The organism is Blastococcus sp. HT6-4, from assembly GCF_039679125.1.
Lineage (GTDB): Bacteria > Actinomycetota > Actinomycetes > Mycobacteriales > Geodermatophilaceae > Blastococcus > Blastococcus montanus.
On record NZ_CP155551.1, the window covers coordinates 2,213,014 to 2,229,442 of the forward strand.

Genomic DNA, 16,429 nt, shown 5'->3' on the forward strand with positions numbered 1-16,429 from the left:
CGAGCACCCGACCGCGGCCCGGCCCACGGAAGCCGGGCCGGACCGCGATCGAGCGTTCATCGTCGGATTACCAGCCCTCGATACCGAGCTGCTGGGCCTGCTTCTTGGCGTCCTCGTCGTAGAGGGCCGCAGCGTCCTGCGCCGAGCGGATGCCCGACCCCACCTCGACGGTGATCTGCTCCAGGGAGGTGCCCTTCACCGGGGAGACGAACTCCAGGGCCGGCGTCGTGCGACCGTCCTCCTCGAAGTAGCTCTGCAGGTCCTGCACCGCCTGCGGGACGTCCTCGGGCAGGGTGCAGCCCTCGACCAGGTACGGGCCGGCCGGCGAGGCCACCTCCGTCATGGCGTCGCAGCCCTCGGGGCTGGCGATGAAGCCGAGGAAGTCCATGGCCAGCTCGCGCTTGTCCCCCTCGGTGGTCACCGGGACGTACACGCCGGCCGGCGCCCACACGGTCAGACCGTTGGTGGCCGCATCGTCGCCCGGCAGCGCGAAGAAGCCGACGTCCTGCGCCTGGTCGGGGAACTGCGCGACGATCTCCGGCACCGCGAAGGTCAGCATCGGGTAGTGGGCGCCCTCCCCGGAGGCCAGCATCTCGAGCCCGTCGCTGTACCCGGCCGAGGCGAAGTCCTCGTTCTGGTAGCCGGCCTCGTGGATCTCCTGCAGGTGCTCGAAGCCGGCCGCCGCCGCCGGGGTCGAGGCGAACTTGGCCTCACCCGCCGTCCACTGCTCGGCGAAGTCGGGCTCCTCGGCCGCCACGTTGTGGAAGTCGCCGAGGACCGGCAGCTGCGAGGTCCAGGTGGCGTCCGGGCCGTAGGTCTGGATGACCGGCGTGATCCCGGCCTCCTCGATCGCGGCGTTGTTGGCCATGAACTCGTCCCAGGTCTGCGGCACCTCCAGGCCGAGCTGCTCGTAGACCGCCCGGTTGTAGAGCACGCCGCCGCCCATCGCGGTGCCGAACGGCGCGCCGTAGACCTCGCCGTCGATGGTGACGGCCTGCCGGAAGACGTCCTCCAGGTTGTCCACGAACGGCTGGTCGGTCACCGGCACCAGCGTCTCCGCCGGGTTCAGCGCCTGCAGCAGCGACCCGGAGTTGTACTGGAACACGTCGGCCATGTCGCCGGTGGAGAGCCGTGTCTTGACCACGTTGTCGCCCTCCCCGCCCTGCGGACGGGTCTCGACCTGGACGTCGACGCCCTCGTTCTGCGCCTCGAATGCGCTGGCCAGCGCCTCCGCGAGGTCCACCGACAGCTCGGTGTTGTCGACCAGGAACGTCAGCGTGTTCGCGTCCTCGGCGGAGTCGCCACTGCTGCCGCACGCGGCCAGCACGAGCGTGCTCACCGCGACTCCGGCGACCACGGCCGCCGGCCGGCGCCTGTTTCGGATCATCCATCTCTCCTTCGGGAGGCCACCGCGGTGTCGCGGCGGCGTGATCGGGGTGCCGAGGACTCGGGGGCACCCGTTGCACCGGCCGGCCGCTCGCCGTCGCGGAGCGGGCGGCGACCGACCCGAGCACGCCGGGTGCGGGATCAGCCAGCGCCTTCGACGCAGGCTGTGCGTGAAACGTTCCAAGGAAACAGGGAGCACTGTATGTGGCGCAGACCACGGTCGGCAAGGGACAGTTATCGACTTGTGTTCTGACTACTCGAAGTCAGGATCTTCTTGCTGAGTGTCACCGGCAGGCGGCACGGCGGGGCCCGTGCGGGCAGCTCCCCACTGTCGGTGAGCATCACCCCGGAGGGAAGAGCAAGGTCCTGATGCACGCCATCAGTGGCGGTTATGGCGTTTCGGCGGCGAGGTTCCCACCGGCCGGGCCCCCTGGGACACCTCTCGAGGCCGGGGCGCCATCCGTCACCGTGCGCCGTCCGGGTTCTCCGGCTCAGGCCCCCCTCGGCGGCCTCAGCGCCTAGCCTCGGATCCGTGGGCTTCACCGTTCCCGACGCACACCTGCTCGCACTCGACGCCCACGACGGGCAGGTGGACGAGCACGGGCGCGACCACTACCTCGCCCACCTGCGGCCCGTCGCCGAGCTGCTGCGGCCGCACGGCCCGCTCGCCGAGATGGCCGGCCTGCTCCGCGACATCGTCGAGACCACCCGCGAGCACCCCGACCCCGCCCGCCGCTACGACCTCGACCGGCTGCGCGCCCTGGGGGTCCCGGAGGTCGTCGTGGAGGCGGTCGACGCGGTGACCCGACGGCCGGGTGAGCCGTACATGTCGGGCCTGATCAGCCGCGCGGCCGCGCACCCGCTCGGCCGCCTGGTCGAGCTCGCCGTCAACAGCCACCACCTCGCCGCCAGTGCCGCACTGGCCGAGACCGACCCCGAGAAGGCGCGCCGGCTGCGCGAGGGCCGCTACCGCCCGGCCCGCCGGATGCTGCTCGCCGCCGAGGCCGCCGACCGCCTCCACGGCTGCCGCGTCCTGGTCTGACCGGCGCCGGCGCCGGCGGCTGGGTCGGCCGTACGGCTACGGGCCACGGACGGTCCCGACGGTGGGCACGGCGGGGCTCCAGAGGTCGGTCTCAGCGGACGGTCTGCCAGTCGGTCTGCTCGCGCAGCGGGGGCTTGAGCACCTTGCCGCCGGGGTTGCGCGGCAGCGGGTCGGTGCGCACGGCGAGGAACTGCGGCACCTTGAAGTCGGCGAGGCGCTCCCGGGCGAAGGCCAGCAGCTCCCCGGCGTCCAGCCCGTGCCCGGGGAGGGGGACGACGACGGCGCCGACCTTCTCCCCCATCATCGGGTCGCAGCACACCGACGACCGCCACCTCGCCCATCGCCGGGTGCCCAGCCGCCACCATGCGCATATCGGCGAGCCGGGCGGGTGCGGTCAGCCCGGCAGCACGTCCAGGCGGATGGTCTCGGGCAGGCCGCGCAGCTGCTCCACCACGGCGTCCACGAGAGTCCCCCGGACGTCGGTCACCGCGTACCCGACGCTGCCCGCCGTGGTGAGCAGCTGCTGCTCGACGTTCAGCCCGCCGTCGGCGAGCACTCCGGCCAGGTGCGCCAGGGCACCCGGCTGGTTCCGGTGCAGGAGCAGCAGCCGGATGGCGCCGTCGAGCCGGGGCAGCTGCACCTCGGGCAGGTTCACCGACAGCCCGGTGACCCCGGCGCGCAGGTAGCCCACCAGCTTGGTGGCGACGAAGTCACCGATGTCCTGCTGCGCCTCCTCGGTGGAGCCGCCGACGTGCGGCGTGAGGATGACGTTGGGCAGCCCGCGCAGCTCCGACTCGAACGGATCACCAGGTCCGGCCGGCTCCTTCGGGAAGACGTCGACGGCCGCACCCGCCAGGTGACCGCTGACGATGCGCTCCCGCAGGGCGCCGTGGTCGACGAGGAACCCGCGCGAGAGGTTGAGGAAGATCGCGCCCCGGGGCATCCGCCCGAACTGCGCGTCGCCGAACATGCCGCTGTTGCCCGGGCGCCCGTCGACGTGCAGCGAGACGACGTCGGAGTCCTCCAGCAGCTCCTCGAGCGTGGCGCACCGGCGGGCGTTGCCCAGCGCCAGCCGGTCGGCGGTGTCGAAGAAGCGCACGTGCATCCCGAGCGCCTCGGCGAGCACGGACAGCTGGCTGCCGATCTTGCCGTAGCCGACGATCCCGAGCCGCCGGCCGCGCAGCTCGTGGCTGCCCTTCGCCGACTTCCGCCACTGCCCGGCATGCATGGCGTCGTCCTGGACGGTGAGCCGGCGGGTCAGCGCGATGATCTCGGCGATGGCCAGCTCGACCACGCTGCGGGTGTTCGAGAAGGGGGCGTTGAACACCGCGACGCCGCGCTCGGTGGCCGCGCGCAGGTCGATCTGGTTCGTGCCGATGCAGAAGGCGCCGATCACGCGCAGGTCGGGCAGCTGCTCGAGCACCTCGGCGGTCACGTGCGTGCCCGAGCGCAGGCCCAGGACCTGGACCCCCGCCAGCCGGTCGACCAGCTCCGCGCCGCCGAGAGCGCGGTCCTCCCGGGTGACGTCGATCCCCGAGGCGGTCAGCACCTCGGCCGCCACCGGGTGGATCCCCTCGACCAGGAGGGCCTTCAGGTCGTTCACGCGTTCTCCCCTGCAGTTGGCTGCACCGACGTGGCGGCGCGCGCCCCGCCAGGTGGCCGAGGCGCTCCACAAGCATGCCCTCTCGCCCGATCCGGCCGCCGGGGTGGCTCAGCCGAGGAGCGGACGGAGGTTCTCCACCCACACGTCCCAGCCCACCCGGCCGATCAGTGCCGTGACGACGACGAGGAACACGACGCGGATGAAGCTGCTCCCCCGGGCGGTCGCCGTCCGGGAGCCCAGGTAGCCGCCGAGCATGTTGGCCGCGCCCATCACCAGGCCCAGTGCCCAGAACACCGCGCCGTAGGGGGCGAAGAACAGCAGGGCCCCGACGTTGGTCGCGACGTTCACGATCTTGGCCTTGGCGCTGGAGTTCAGGAAGTCGTAGCCCAGCAGCGAGACCATGGCGAACACCAGGAACGACCCGGTCCCGGGCCCGAGGATCCCGTCGTAGAAGCCGATGGCCGCCCCGATCGCCGCCGCGACGCCGTGGTGCCGCCGGCCGGTGTGGCGCAGGGCGGTCACCTCCCCGAGCGAGGGGCGGAGCACGGTGAAGACGGCGATGGCGATCAGCGCGACGACGATGACCGGCTTGAACACGCTGGCCGGGAGCGCCGCCGCGACCGAGGCCCCCGCGAAGCTGCCGACCAGGGCCACGCCGGCCATCGGGAGGGCGGTCCGCAGGTCGGGACGGACGCGCCGGTAGTAGGTGACGGCGCTGGTCGTGGTCCCGAAGACCGAGGCCAGCTTGTTCGTCGCGAGGGCCTGCACCGGGGTGATGCCGGGGACCAGGAGCAGCGCGGGCAGCTGCAGGAGCCCACCGCCACCGACGACGGCGTCGATCCACCCCGCGGCGAGCGCGGCGAACACCAGGAGGAGCAGGACCTCGGTGGTGAGTCCGTCGGGGAGCAGGTCGCCCGGGAAGGCCTCCACCATCCCCGTTCCGGCCTCCTCGTCCCCGGGCCCACGCCGGGTCCGTCACGTGCACCGTAGGGGGCGCCGGGCACCGGACGGGCGGCCGGGTGTCGCCGGTCGTCCGCGCCGCCGCCACGGCCGGCCGTCCCCGCCGCGCCCGAGGCCGGTCGTCCTTGCCGCGCCCGCGGCCACCCGACAGGGTGGGGCCATGCGCAGACGGGCCTTCCTCGCCGCGACCGGGGCGGCCGTGCTCGCTGCCTGCTCGGTTCCCTCCGGCAACCGGTCGACCGCTCCGGCGACCACCAGCCCCCGTGCGACGGCGCCGGGAACGCCCACCTCGTCGGCCGCGCCGCCGTCCAGCAGCGCTCCACCCACCCCCGCCACGGCGGAGGAGATCCTGGCCCGCTCCACCGTGCCCGTGCTGTGCTTCCACCAGCTGCGCGAGTTCCGCGCCGACGACAGCGCGTACGCCCGAACGATCATCACCCCGCCGGCGGTGTTCCGGGCACAGCTGCAGGCGCTGCGCGACGGGGGTCGGACGCCGATCGGCGCAGGGACGCTCGTGGACCACCTGCAGTTCGGCCACCCGCTCCCCGACCGGCCGGTGCTGCTGACCTTCGACGACGGCTCGGTGACCCACCACTCGGTGGCCCTGCCGATCCTGACCGAGTTCGGTTTCCCGGCGGCGTTCTTCCCGATGACCGTGGTGCTCGGCAAGACCGACTGGCTGAGCCACGACCAGCTGCGCGACCTCGACCGCGCCGGCATGGACATCGGCGCGCACAGCTGGGACCACCAGCGGGTCGACCGGCTCAGCGGCGACCAGTGGGCCGTCCAGCTGGACGGGCCGCGGGCCGAGCTGGGCGAGATCCTGGGCCACCCGGTGGACCTGCTGGCCTATCCGCACGGCGTCTGGTCGCCCGAGGCGCTCCCCCGGGTCGAGGCGGCGGGCTACCGGGCGGCGTTCCAGCTCTCCGACCCCCAGGACCCGGCGTACCCGCTGCTGACCGTCCGGCGGATCATGCCGCCGCCGACCTGGGACGGCCCGACGCTGCTCGCCCAGCTGGACTCGTCCTTCTGACGGCGGTCGCCGCGCGGGGGCCCGGCTACCGGCAGAGGTCCTCGAGGGCGCCGAGCACCGCTGGCCAGGCCGTGCTGCGGGGGTCGATGACCGCGAAGTGCCCGGCGGGGACGACGGTGAGCCCGGCCCGCGGGTGGCGCCGCAGGTAGGCCTCGCTGACCTCGACGGGGACGATGCGGTCGTCGGTGCCGTGCACGATCCGGACCGGTCCGGCCGGCGCCGGCAGGCGCGCGGGGTCCAGGTCGGGGCGCCCGGCGGCGTCCTGCCCGAGGAAGGCCGGCACCGCGTCGGTGTCCAGGCCCAGCGCCTGACCGCGCCGGAGGTCGGCCACCGGCGCGAGGGCGAGGACGCCGTCGGGCGCGGACGGCAGTTCGAGGACCGCGGCCGCCTGCAGCGCCAGGTGCCCGCCGGCGGAGTGCCCGAGGAGCACCGTCCGCGGATCGCGCCGGCCGGCGAGGTCCCGCGTCCCGGCCGCGGCCCGCACCGCCGCGTGGACGTCCTCGACGGCGAGGTCGGGCCGACCGGGACTCCGGCGGTACCCCGGCGTCAGCGTCGGCCACCCGGCGGCGGCGAGGGCCTCGGTCATCGGCCGGACGTGCGCCCGGTCGTATCCGGGGCGCCAGAAGCCGCCGTGCACGACGACCACGAGCGGCCGGTCGGCCACGGAGTGCCGGGGGAAGCGGACGTCGGCCACCTGCTCCCCGCCCGGCCCGTACCGGAACAGCGCGTCGGGCGCCGACGCCGGCCGGGTCAGCACCGACCGGTCCTCGCATCGCCCGCCGCCGGTCACGTCCACCGCCCAGGGGCCGCCGGCGTGATCGCCGGCGGGAGGTGCGAGAGCATGTGCGCAGGATCGACCGCACCGGCTCCCCCGGTCCAGTCGACCCGGAGCGGAGGAACGGCGGCATGGCGGTCGAGGACGGCGTCCGCGCCATCGAGGACGGCGTGCGGACCGATTTCCGGGCGGAGATGGACTACGGGGGCTACCTGGCCCTGGACACGTTGCTGTCCGCCCAGCACCCGATCAGCGACCACCACGACGAGCCGCTGTTCATCATCCAGCACCAGACGACCGAGCTGTGGCTGAAGCTGGCCCTGCACGAGCTGCGCGCCGTCCGCTCCTGCCTCGACGCCGACGACGTCCAGCGGGCCCGCAAGGCGCTGGCGCGGGTCAAGCACGTGTTCCGCACCATCACCGAGCAGTGGTCGGTCCTCGCGACGCTGACACCCAGCGAGTTCGCCGAGTTCCGCGGCGTCCTCGGCCACTCGTCGGGCTTCCAGTCGTACCAGTACCGCGCCGTCGAGTTCGTCCTGGGCAACAAGGACGCGCGCCTGCTCACGGTCTTCCGTTCGCGGCCGGAGGCCCACGACCTGCTGGCCGGGTTGCTCGACTCCCCCACGGTGTACGACTCCTTCCTCCGATGGCTCGCGCGCAGGGGGCACCCCGTCCCGCAGCACCTCCTGGACCGCGACGTGCGGAAGGCCTGGGTGGAGCAGGAGTCGCTGCTGCCGGTGTACCGCGGGATCTACGCGGACACGACGGCCCACTGGTCCGAGTACGCCACCTGCGAGGACCTCGTCGACCTGGAGGACGCCGTCCAGCTGTGGCGGTTCCGCCACCTGCGGACGGTGCAGCGGACCATCGGCTTCGGTGCGGGCACGGGCGGGAGCTCGGGCGTGGACTTCCTCAAGCGGGCCCTGGACCTCACCTTCTTCCCGGAGCTCTACACGGTGCGGGGTGGGATCGGTGCCTGAGCGCGTCGTCGACGGGCTGCCGCGGGCGTTCGCCGAACTGGCGGCCGAGCTCGACGAGCGCGATCCGCTGGCGGGTCACCGGGCCGAGTTCGTCCTGCCCGACGGCGTCGTCGCCTACCTGGACGGCAACTCGCTCGGCCGGCCCCTGACGGTGACCCGCGATCGGCTGACCGCGTTCGTCGACGGCGAGTGGGGCGAGCGGCTGATCCGCGCGTGGGACGAGCGGTGGATGGACCGGCCCACGGTCGTGGGCGACCTCATCGGGCGGGCCGTGCTCGGAGCCGCCCCGGGGCAGACGGTCGTCGGCGACTCGACCACGGTCCTGCTCTACAAGCTGGTCCGGGCGGCGGTGGACGCCCGGCCCGGTCGCTCGGAGATCATCGCCGACACCGAGAACTTCCCCACCGACCGCTTCGTGCTGGCCCGAGTCGCCGCGGAGACCGGCCGGACCGTCCGGTGGATCGAGCCCGACCCGGGGACGGGGGTGCAGCCGGCCGAGGTGGCGGAGCTGCTGTCGGACCGGACGGCGCTCGTGCTCCTCAGCCACGTCGCCTACAAGTCGGCCTACATCGCCGACCTGCCGGCGATCACCGCCGCGGCGCGCGACGCCGGCGCCCTCGTGCTCTGGGACCTCTCCCACTCCGCCGGGGTGGTCGAGGTGGGGCTGGACGCCGCCGGCGTCGACCTCGCGGTCGGCTGCGGCTACAAGTTCCTCAACGGCGGGCCGGGCGCGCCGGCGTTCGGCTACGTCGCGGAGCGGCTGCACGCCGAGTTCGTCCAGCCGATCACCGGGTGGATGGGCTCGGCCGATCCGTTCGCGATGGGCCCGGACTACGTGCCGGCGCGGGGCATCCGCCGCTTCCTCAGCGGCACGCCGCCGATCCTGGGGATGATCCCGGTCGAGGACATGCTGGCGCTGATCGAGCGGGCCGGCCTGCCTGCGATCCGGGAGAAGTCGGTCCTCCTCACCGAGTACGCCGTCGCGGTCGCCGACGAGGTCCTCGCGCCGCTCGGCGTGGTGGTCGCCTCGCCGCGCGAGCCCCGGCGGCGGGGGGCACACGTCACCCTCGAGCACGAGGCGATGAGGTCGGCGGTCGAGGAGCTGTGGCGGCGCGGGATCATCCCGGACTTCCGCCCGGCCCGCGGCCTCCGGATCGGGCTGTCCCCGCTGAGCACGAGCTTCGCGGAGCTGGCGACGGCCCTGGCCCACCTCCGGCAGATCCTGGCCGCCCGGGTGCGCTGAGCGATCTCGGGCCGGGGCCGCGACGGTCTCCGGGAACGGCACCCCGTCGTGGGGTCGTCAGGCCGGTCGCGAGCTGGATCGGCGTGGCCGGTGCAGCGGGTGCTCGGCGTCGCCGGGGTGCGAACTCCGCAGCCCCGGACCAGGGGTGCGCCATGGGGACGGCTGCGGGCTCCTGCGCGATCGCGCGTCGAGCCACGCCTGCCACTCCGACCGGCCGCTCACCGCGGCGCCGGCCGCCAGCACCACGACGAAGGCCACGGCGACGGCCACCACGAGGAGCACCGCCGTCAGCAGGTCCTCCCAGCCGGCCAGCGGCGGCACGGTCAGATTGCCCGGGAGCGCCGGGGCCGGATCGGTCGCCATGGGGAACAGGGTGCGCGGCGGTGCGCATCCCGAAACTCCCGGTACCCCGCGGGTCACCCGCACGAGGGAGTCGCCGGCGGACGGCGTCCCGGGGGCCGGGCATGCCCTTCCCCGTCCGGGTGATGCCCGTCCGCCGAACGGGCGCCGGCCCGTCCGGGGAGCCGTAGCGTCCCCGGCCCGGAGACCTATTGCAGGGGAAGGCAGGGCGATGACCGCGGAACCGCATGCCGACGAGCGGGCTGCCCGCCCGCCGAGGGCGCTGCAGGTGGTGACGGACGAGCCGGACCGGACCCGGCCGAACGTCTCCGGTGACCTGCCGACCGTCTTCCAGGCGGCACCGATGTTCCGCCGGACCGTGGCCGGCTACGACCGGTTCCAGGTCGACACCTACGTGCAGTGGGCGGAGGAGCAGCTGGCCACCGCCGATCGCGAGCGGGAGCACCTGGAGACCCGGCACCTGCGCGCGCTCACCGAGCTGGACGAGGCCCGGGAGCTGCTCGCGCACTCCGCGGACGGCGGCGAGTTCCTCCACCAGTCGCGGCGGGTCGGAACGCTGCTCGCCACCGCGGCCGACGAGGCCGACAGCATGCGCGCCGAGGCCGCGGCGATCCGTTCGGCCGCCGCCACGGAGGCGGAGCGGATGGTCGAGCTCGCGCACCGGGTGCTGGCGGACGCCGAGAGCGAGGCGGAGCGCCTGGTCGCCGAGGCCGGCGTCCGGGCCGCGGAGCTGGCCGCCGAGGCCCGCGAGGTGGTCGACCGGGCGGAGCTGGCGGGCGAGGAGGTCCGGGTGGAGGCCGCGGCCCGGCTGGCCGAGGCCCGTGCGGTGGAGCAGCGGGCCGCCGCGGACGCGGAGCGGATCATGCAGCAGGCCCGGCAGGAGGCGGCCGCCGCCCGGCTGCACGCCCGCGCCGAGGCCGTCCGGACACTGGGCACCGGGCGGGATGAGCGGCGGCGGGCCGACGCCGAGGCCGCGGCCGACCGCGACCGCCTGGAACGCGAGTGCACCGCCCTCGCCGCGGAGGTCGAGGCCCTCGCACAGCGTCGCTCCGCGCTCCGCGCCGAGGTCGAGCTGCTGGCGGGCCAGGTCGGCCACACGAGCCACGACCGTCCGGCGGTCGACCAGCGCGGGCTCCTCGGGCGAGCCCGGTCGCTCCTCGCGCGCTGACCGGGCACCGCACGGCCGGGGCCGGACCGGCTCAGCCGGCGGACCGCCCCCCGTTGCCGGGACCGGCGGGCTCCTGACGAGCGGAGGTGGCGCGGGTACCCCGGTCCGCGTCGTCCCGGTCCGCGTCGTCCCGGGCTGAGTCGTCCCGGGCTGAGTCGTCCCGGGCCGAGTCGTCCCGGGCCACGTCGCCGGGGAAGCCGTCGGCACCGGCCGGTCCCGGCGCGGCGTCCTTGCGGAAGCTGGCCTCCACCCGCTGGAAGCCCTTGTACCGCTCGCTGCGGGCGTAACCGGTGTAGGCGCGGACGTCGGCGCTGGTGAGCTCGACGTCGTCGGTGAAGGGCGTCATCAGCGAGCGGGGGTAGAGCCGCCGGTGCCGGACGACGTTGATCTCCGCCGCCAGCACCACGACCAGCGCCTGCAGGTAGATCCAGATGATGAGACCGAGGATCACGCCGAAGACGCCGTAGACGTCGCTGGACCGCATCACGTAGGTGCCGATGACGTAGGTGCCGAGCAGGTGCAGCAGCTCCCACAGGACGGCGGCGATGGCGGCGCCCACCGCGACGTTGCGCCAGTCCAGCCGGCGGGCGGTCAGGACCTGGAAGACCACGAGGAAGATCCCGACGTTGATCAGCAGACCGGCCACCGTGGCCCCCGCCGTCACGACCGGCCCGGGGACCGGGACGAGCCCCGAGAACGTCGACACGAGCGCGCTCGACGCCGTCGACGCCACCGCGCCCAGGCCGAGCGCGACCACGAGCAGCAGGCTGCGCAGCCGCGACAGCAGGGGGTTCGGCTGGGCGAAGCGCGGCACCGCGTAGATGCGGTTCAGCGCCGCCTGGGCCGCCTGCATGACCCCGAGCCCGCCGTAGAGGCTGCCGAGGATGCCGACGACCAGCGCGACCCCGCTCCCCCGGAAGCTGCCGATGTTCTCCACGAGCGTCGGGCCCAGCAGCGGGAAGTCCGACAGCGCGGACTCGACGATCCGCTGCTGCAGGGCGGGGTCGTCCTCCAGGACGAAACCCAGCACCGAGGTCAGCATCAGCAGCAGGGGGAACAGGGAGACGAACCCGTAGTAGGAGATCAGCGCGGCCAGGTGCGGCCCGCGGTCGTCGACGAACTTGTAGATCACCGCGAGCGGCAGGGCCGCGGCCCGATGCCTGGCCTGGAATGCGTCGAGCCGGTCGACGACCCCCATGCGCCCCCTCCTCGTCGGCGTCCTGCGAGGCCTCAGGTCTACCCGTTGCCGGGCACGGCGGCCGCCCGGGGATCCAGCGACCGTCGCCGGGCTCGGCTAGCGTCGACGGCATGTGGGCTCAGCGGCTGAGCGGACCCTTCACCTTCCAGCAGGTCGAGGTCGAGGCGCCGCGGGCGGACCGGCTGGCGGCCGGCCAGGTCCTGCTCGCCACGCGGGCCGGCGGGATCTGCGGCAGCGACCTGCCCTTCTTCAAGGGCGCCCCGTTCCTGCACGCGGCCGACCCGGCAGGCCGGACGACTCCGGCACCGGGCTTCCCCCTGCACGAGGTCGTCGGCGAGGTCGTGGCCAGCCGGCACCCGGAGCACTCCCCCGGTGACCTGGTCGTCGGCTGGGCGTCCGCGTTCGACGGGATCGCCGAGCTGGTGGTCACCGACGGCGAGGGCCTGGCCGGCTACGACACCACGATGCCGCCCACCACCGCGGTCATGCTGCAGCCGCTCGCGTGCGTCCTGTACGCGGCGGAGCAGGTCGGCGACGTGCGGGGCAGGACCGTGGCGGTCATCGGCCAGGGGCCCATCGGCCTGCTGTTCAGCCACGTGCTCAAGCAGCGCGGCGCCGGCCGCGTGGTCGGGGTGGACCGGGTCGACCGCAGCGACGCGGCCGGCGTCTTCGGCGTGGACGAGACCGTGACCGCCAGCGCGAACCTGTGGTCGGCGACCGTCGCCGACGCCGACCGCCCCGAGCTCGTCGTCGAGGCGGTCGGGCACCAGGTGACGACGCTGCAGGACTGCGTGGACGGCGTCGCCTTCGGCGGGCAGGTGCTCTACTTCGGGATCCCCGACGACCTGGTCTACCCCGTCGACATGATGACGTTCGTGCGGAAGAACCTCACGCTGCGGGCCGGGGTCACGCTCGAGCGGCGGCGGGTGCTGCGGGACGCCGGCAGCTACCTCGCCGACCACCCCGCGCTGCGGGAGGTCTACGTCAGCGACGTCCACCCCGTGGGCCGCGCCCAGGAGGCGTTCGCGGCGGCCGTCCAGCCGGCGGTCGGCCAGTACAAGGTCGCTCTCGACGCGACCTGAACGGGGCCGGCCACCAGCAGGCCGCGCAGGTCGGAGGCGACGCGATCGCCGGGCCAGGCATGGGAGGAGGCCACTGACGGGTAGCGACCCGATCATGGACGCCACCACGCAGCTGGAGACCGCCGACCGGAAGGAGCTCCTGCGCCTCGCCAAGGAGCACGGGATCCCCGGCCGCAGCCGGATGTCCAAGCGGGAGCTGCTCGACGAGCTGCAGCGGCGGCAGGAGCAGGAGCCCGCGGCCGAGCAGTCCGGGCCGGGCCCGCGCGGGAACGGCCGGCGGGAGATCGGCTCCCGGGTCGACGCCTTCCGACAGCTCGCCGAGGCCCGGGCGGCCGGCGAGATGGTGCTGATCCCGCGCATGCTGACCGGCAACGACCGCCGGGTCCACGTGCGCGAGACGGTGCGCGAGGACCACGAGACCCGCATCGCCAGCCACGACGTCGAGGCGCAGGACAAGTTCGACAAGCTGGCCGGGTCGGTCTTCCACTTCTTCCGCGGCACCGCGCTGCTCTTCTACCGGGACCTGGTCGGCGAGGACGCCCGGCTGCCCACCGTGCTCGCCCTCGGCGACGTCCACCCGGGCAACTTCGGGGTGATGCCCAGCGGGGACAACGTCCCCATCTTCGGGGTCAACGACTTCGACGACGCGTACTACGCGCCGTTCACCTGGGACCTCAAGCGCGGCGCGGTCGGCTTCCTGCTCGCCACGGCGGAGGAGGGCGGCCTCGGGGCCAGGAAGCAGCGCGCCGTCACCCGCCGGTTCGTCGAGGGCTACGTCGCCGGGATCGCCTCCTACGCGGCCGAGGGCACCGAGGACTCCGAGCAGCTCCGGCTGGACAACTCCCCGAAACTGATCAAGAAGCTGATCGCCGCCGCGCTGGAGGGCACCCGCGCGGACTGGCTGGCCGGCCTGCTCGACGAGTCCCGCAGCGGCTTCCGCACCGACGAGGAGCTGGTCCCGGTGAGCAGCCGCCGGGACGAGTTCCAGGAGATCATCGACCGGTTCGTCGCCGACAACGAGGTGCCGGTGCCCGACCGGGCCCGCGGGATGCGCGTGAAGGACGTCGCCGAGCGCAAGGGTGCGGGGACGGCGTCCCTGGGGCTCACCCGGTTCTACGTGCTGATCGAGGGGCGGCGGGCCGACGGCACCGACGACCTGCTCCTGGAGTGCAAGCAGGCTCGTCGATCGGCCCTGGCGGAGCTCGTCCCGCCGTCGGACTACGTGGTGGACGGCCAGGCCGACCGGATCCAGCACGCCCAGCGCGTGCACCTGGTCAACGGCGACGTCTTCTACGGCAGCGTGGACATCGAGGGCCGCAGCTTCATGGTCCGCGAGCGCGCGCCGTACCGGGAGTCGATCGACCTGGACGAGCTCTCGGAGCGCCAGTGGAAGGACTACGCGGAGATCTGCGGCCGGGTGCTGGCGCACACCCACGCGATGTCCGACGAGACCGGGATCGTCGACTACGACGTCGAGCCGGCGATCCTGGACGCCATCGGTAGCCGGGACCTCTTCGTCGACGACATCCTGCGGTTCGCCGAGGAGGCGGCCGCGCGGGTGCGCCGGGACCACGAGTACTTCGTCGCCGACCACGCCATGGGGGCCTTCCGGCGTGTCGACGTCGTCTACCGCTGAGTCGCCGGCTCACGGCGTCATGAAGCCGCTCTCGTAGGCGGCGATGACGGCCTGGGTGCGGTCCCGGGCGCCCAGCTTCAGCAGCACGCCGCTGACGTGGGTCTTCACCGTCTCCCGGCTGAGGAACAGCTCGGTGGCGATCTCGGCGTTGGACAACCCACCGGCCACCAGCCGCAGCACGTCGGCCTCCCGGCCGGTGAGCTCGGGCAGTGCGGCGGCACCCCGGGCGCGGGACGGCGCGTGCGAGGCGATCAGCCGCCGCGTCAGGTCCGGCAGCACCAGCGACGTCCCCCGCGCGACGACGCGGATGGCGTCCACCAGCTCGTCGGGGTCCGACCGCTTGAGCGCGAACCCGCTCGCCCCGGCCTGCAGCGAGCGGAAGAGGTAGTCGTCGTCCTCGAAGGTGGTCAGCACCAGGACGCGGGGCCGCTGCGGGTCGCGGGCCACCAGCTCCGCCGTCGCGGCGATGCCGTCCATGTCCGGCATCCGGACGTCCATGAGGACCACGTCCGGATCGGTCTCGGCCGCGACGGCCAGCGCCTCGCGCCCGGTGCCGGCGTCACCCACCACGGTGAGGTCCGGCTCGCTCTCCAGGATGACCCGCAGCCCGGAGCGGACGAGCACGTCGTCGTCGACCAGCAGCAGCCGCAGAGCGGTCACGCGGCGCCCGACAGGGGCAGGGTGACGCACAGGTCGAAGCCGCCGGACGGCGTGGGCTCGGCGCTCAGCGTGCCGCCGGCGGCGGCCGCCCGCTCGCGGAGGCCGGCCAGCCCGCGGCCGCCGCCGGGGCCCGGGCGGCTGTCCAGCTGCGAGGCCTGCTCGTTGCACACGCGGACGACCAGGCTGTCCCCGCTCCGGACGACCTGGGCGACCGTCAACGGGGTGCCCGCGTGCCGCAGCACGTTCGTCGTCCCCTCCTGGACCACCCGGTAGGCCAGCTCCTGGACTCCCGCGGGCACGTCGTCCACCTCGCCGTCGACCACGAGGGCGACCGGCAGGCCGCCGTCGCGGAGTCCGGCGAGGAGATCCTCCAGGTCGTCGAGCGCCGGTGCGGCGAACGGGGCGGGGTTCCGGCCGCCGTCCTCCGCCCGGAGCACGGTGAGCACCCGGTCGAGCTCGGCCAGCGCGGTCCGGGTGTTGGTCTCGATGTGCCCGAGCGCCTGGCGGGCGAACTCCGGCTGCAGCGGCCGGTCGTCCGCGGGCGTCAGCGTGCGGCGCGCGGCGGTGGCCTGCAGCAGGCTGGCGGTCAGCGCGTGGCCGATGGTGTCGTGCAGGTCGCGGGCGAGCCTGTTCCGGTCGGCCAGCCGCCGGGTGCTCTGCTGCAGCGCCGCGATCTGCTGCTCGGGGGCGGCACCGAGCAGCCGGGGCGCCACCGCTGCGGCGAGACGGACCAGCACGTCGAGCACGGCCAGGGTCAGCCCGACGACGAGCGCCATGAGCGCCAGCAGCGGCAGCGCGGTCAGGGGGTTCCATTCGGTGGTCCAGCCGAGTGCGACGAATCCGGCGGTGCCGAAGAACAGGGTGGCGAGCGTGGCCAGCCCCATGAGCACGCGGATGCCCAGCCAACCGAGAGCGCGCCAGGTGTCGGCCGCGAACACCAGGCGCCGCAGGCTCTGCACGATGCCGCGCTGGTCGCTCACCCGCTGGGCATCCGGGACGTCCACCCCGAGCAGGGAGCGGGCCAGCCGGCGCTCCATGTCGGCGAACCCGCGGGTCAGCGCCAGCACCGCGAGGATGAACAGGACGCCGACGCCGTAGACGACCGCGACGACCGAGCCGAGCAGGCCGGCGAACAGCGCCAGGTACAGCAGGGAGAGGGGCAGGCTGGCCAGTGCGTACACGGCGCGGCCGGGCCAGCCGGGGCGGGCGGCGGCCAGCAGCGCACGCAGCCGGGCGGTGAGGCCGGCAGCACCGCCGGCGCCGGTCGTCGATGACATGCGCCGATCCTGGCCGACCGGCGGGC

The 16,429-nt window shown here is 74.2% G+C and carries 16 protein-coding genes; 7 read left to right on the forward strand and 9 right to left on the reverse strand.

Annotated features, from left to right (window positions below; all coding sequences use genetic code 11):
- Positions 1–67: 67 nt before the first annotated feature.
- Positions 68–1,387 (reverse strand): ABC transporter substrate-binding protein, encoded by a 1,320-nt coding sequence (locus ABDB74_RS10695; RefSeq protein WP_346618427.1) that lies wholly within the window; start codon positions 1,385–1,387, stop codon positions 68–70.
- A gap of 531 nt (positions 1,388–1,918) precedes the next feature.
- Here ABDB74_RS10695 and ABDB74_RS10700 point away from each other — a divergent pair.
- On the forward strand, positions 1,919–2,428 hold the full coding sequence (locus tag ABDB74_RS10700) for a phosphohydrolase (RefSeq protein WP_346618428.1): 510 nt from the start codon (positions 1,919–1,921) through the stop codon (positions 2,426–2,428).
- Positions 2,429–2,519: 91 nt separating this feature from the next.
- Here ABDB74_RS10700 and ABDB74_RS10705 read toward each other — a convergent pair whose 3' ends face one another.
- The 3 genes from ABDB74_RS10705 to ABDB74_RS10715 all read right to left on the reverse strand — a co-directional run bounded on the left by ABDB74_RS10705 (position 2,520) and on the right by ABDB74_RS10715 (position 4,964).
- Positions 2,520–2,747, reverse strand: coding sequence for a hypothetical protein (locus ABDB74_RS10705; RefSeq protein ID WP_346618429.1), 228 nt, complete (start codon positions 2,745–2,747; stop codon positions 2,520–2,522).
- A gap of 75 nt (positions 2,748–2,822) precedes the next feature.
- The gene (gene serA / locus ABDB74_RS10710) at positions 2,823–4,031 is read right to left on the reverse strand and encodes a phosphoglycerate dehydrogenase (protein ID WP_346618430.1); all 1,209 of its coding nucleotides are present in this window, start codon (positions 4,029–4,031) and stop codon (positions 2,823–2,825) included.
- A 108-nt stretch (positions 4,032–4,139) separates the two neighbouring features.
- Entirely contained in the window at positions 4,140–4,964 is an 825-nt protein-coding gene (locus ABDB74_RS10715; RefSeq protein ID WP_346618431.1) for a TSUP family transporter, read from the reverse strand.
- 187 nt (positions 4,965–5,151) lie between these two features.
- Here ABDB74_RS10715 and ABDB74_RS10720 point away from each other — a divergent pair, with 187 nt between their 5' ends.
- Positions 5,152–6,024 (forward strand): polysaccharide deacetylase family protein, encoded by an 873-nt coding sequence (locus ABDB74_RS10720; protein WP_346618432.1) that lies wholly within the window; start codon positions 5,152–5,154, stop codon positions 6,022–6,024.
- 25 nt (positions 6,025–6,049) lie between these two features.
- Here ABDB74_RS10720 and ABDB74_RS10725 read toward each other — a convergent pair whose 3' ends face one another.
- Positions 6,050–6,781: an alpha/beta fold hydrolase gene (locus ABDB74_RS10725; RefSeq protein WP_346618433.1), complete on the reverse strand. Its 732-nt coding sequence runs from the start codon at positions 6,779–6,781 to the stop codon at positions 6,050–6,052.
- A 149-nt stretch (positions 6,782–6,930) separates the two neighbouring features.
- Here ABDB74_RS10725 and ABDB74_RS10730 point away from each other — a divergent pair, with 149 nt between their 5' ends.
- The gene (locus tag ABDB74_RS10730) at positions 6,931–7,779 is read left to right on the forward strand and encodes a tryptophan 2,3-dioxygenase family protein (protein ID WP_346618434.1); all 849 of its coding nucleotides are present in this window, start codon (positions 6,931–6,933) and stop codon (positions 7,777–7,779) included.
- Complete coding sequence (locus tag ABDB74_RS10735) at positions 7,772–9,022, forward strand: aminotransferase class V-fold PLP-dependent enzyme (RefSeq protein WP_346618436.1); 1,251 nt, start codon at positions 7,772–7,774, stop codon at positions 9,020–9,022. The genes ABDB74_RS10730 and ABDB74_RS10735 overlap by 8 nt, the downstream gene beginning before the upstream one ends.
- A 57-nt stretch (positions 9,023–9,079) precedes the next feature.
- Here the strand turns inward: ABDB74_RS10735 and ABDB74_RS10740 are convergent, their stop codons facing one another.
- The gene (locus ABDB74_RS10740; RefSeq protein ID WP_346618437.1) at positions 9,080–9,385 is read right to left on the reverse strand and encodes a hypothetical protein; all 306 of its coding nucleotides are present in this window, start codon (positions 9,383–9,385) and stop codon (positions 9,080–9,082) included.
- A 208-nt stretch (positions 9,386–9,593) separates the two neighbouring features.
- Between ABDB74_RS10740 and ABDB74_RS10745 the strand changes: the two genes are divergently transcribed.
- Complete coding sequence (locus ABDB74_RS10745) at positions 9,594–10,550, forward strand: hypothetical protein (protein ID WP_346618438.1); 957 nt, start codon at positions 9,594–9,596, stop codon at positions 10,548–10,550.
- Between the two features lie 31 nt (positions 10,551–10,581).
- Here ABDB74_RS10745 and ABDB74_RS10750 read toward each other — a convergent pair whose 3' ends face one another.
- Positions 10,582–11,748: a YihY/virulence factor BrkB family protein gene (locus tag ABDB74_RS10750; protein WP_346618439.1), complete on the reverse strand. Its 1,167-nt coding sequence runs from the start codon at positions 11,746–11,748 to the stop codon at positions 10,582–10,584.
- A 110-nt stretch (positions 11,749–11,858) separates the two neighbouring features.
- Between ABDB74_RS10750 and ABDB74_RS10755 the strand changes: the two genes are divergently transcribed.
- Both ABDB74_RS10755 and ABDB74_RS10760 read left to right on the forward strand, forming a co-directional pair.
- The gene (locus ABDB74_RS10755) at positions 11,859–12,830 is read left to right on the forward strand and encodes a zinc-binding dehydrogenase (RefSeq protein WP_346618440.1); all 972 of its coding nucleotides are present in this window, start codon (positions 11,859–11,861) and stop codon (positions 12,828–12,830) included.
- A 94-nt stretch (positions 12,831–12,924) separates the two neighbouring features.
- Positions 12,925–14,466, forward strand: coding sequence for a DUF2252 family protein (locus ABDB74_RS10760; protein WP_346618442.1), 1,542 nt, complete (start codon positions 12,925–12,927; stop codon positions 14,464–14,466).
- 9 nt (positions 14,467–14,475) lie between these two features.
- Here the strand turns inward: ABDB74_RS10760 and ABDB74_RS10765 are convergent, their stop codons facing one another.
- Together ABDB74_RS10765 and ABDB74_RS10770 are read right to left on the reverse strand one after the other, a co-directional pair.
- On the reverse strand, positions 14,476–15,126 hold the full coding sequence (locus ABDB74_RS10765) for a response regulator transcription factor (RefSeq protein WP_346618443.1): 651 nt from the start codon (positions 15,124–15,126) through the stop codon (positions 14,476–14,478).
- The gene (locus ABDB74_RS10770; protein ID WP_346618445.1) at positions 15,123–16,403 is read right to left on the reverse strand and encodes a sensor domain-containing protein; all 1,281 of its coding nucleotides are present in this window, start codon (positions 16,401–16,403) and stop codon (positions 15,123–15,125) included. The genes ABDB74_RS10765 and ABDB74_RS10770 overlap by 4 nt, the downstream gene beginning before the upstream one ends.
- Positions 16,404–16,429 lie beyond the last annotated feature (26 nt).

Excerpts from the sequence above, each read along its gene's own strand:
- ABDB74_RS10695 (WP_346618427.1), bottom strand. The coding sequence starts at position 1,387 with ATGATCCGAAACAGGCGCCGGCCGGCGGCCGTGGTCGCCGGAGTCGCG.
- ABDB74_RS10715 (WP_346618431.1), bottom strand. The coding sequence starts at position 4,964 with ATGGTGGAGGCCTTCCCGGGCGACCTGCTCCCCGACGGACTCACCACC.
- ABDB74_RS10720 (WP_346618432.1), top strand. The coding sequence starts at position 5,152 with ATGCGCAGACGGGCCTTCCTCGCCGCGACCGGGGCGGCCGTGCTCGCT.
- ABDB74_RS10730 (WP_346618434.1), top strand. The coding sequence starts at position 6,931 with ATGGCGGTCGAGGACGGCGTCCGCGCCATCGAGGACGGCGTGCGGACC.
- ABDB74_RS10740 (WP_346618437.1), bottom strand. The coding sequence starts at position 9,385 with ATGGCGACCGATCCGGCCCCGGCGCTCCCGGGCAATCTGACCGTGCCG.
- ABDB74_RS10745 (WP_346618438.1), top strand. The coding sequence starts at position 9,594 with ATGACCGCGGAACCGCATGCCGACGAGCGGGCTGCCCGCCCGCCGAGG.
- ABDB74_RS10750 (WP_346618439.1), bottom strand. The coding sequence starts at position 11,748 with ATGGGGGTCGTCGACCGGCTCGACGCATTCCAGGCCAGGCATCGGGCC.
- ABDB74_RS10755 (WP_346618440.1), top strand. The coding sequence starts at position 11,859 with ATGTGGGCTCAGCGGCTGAGCGGACCCTTCACCTTCCAGCAGGTCGAG.
- ABDB74_RS10760 (WP_346618442.1), top strand. The coding sequence starts at position 12,925 with ATGGACGCCACCACGCAGCTGGAGACCGCCGACCGGAAGGAGCTCCTG.
- ABDB74_RS10770 (WP_346618445.1), bottom strand. The coding sequence starts at position 16,403 with ATGTCATCGACGACCGGCGCCGGCGGTGCTGCCGGCCTCACCGCCCGG.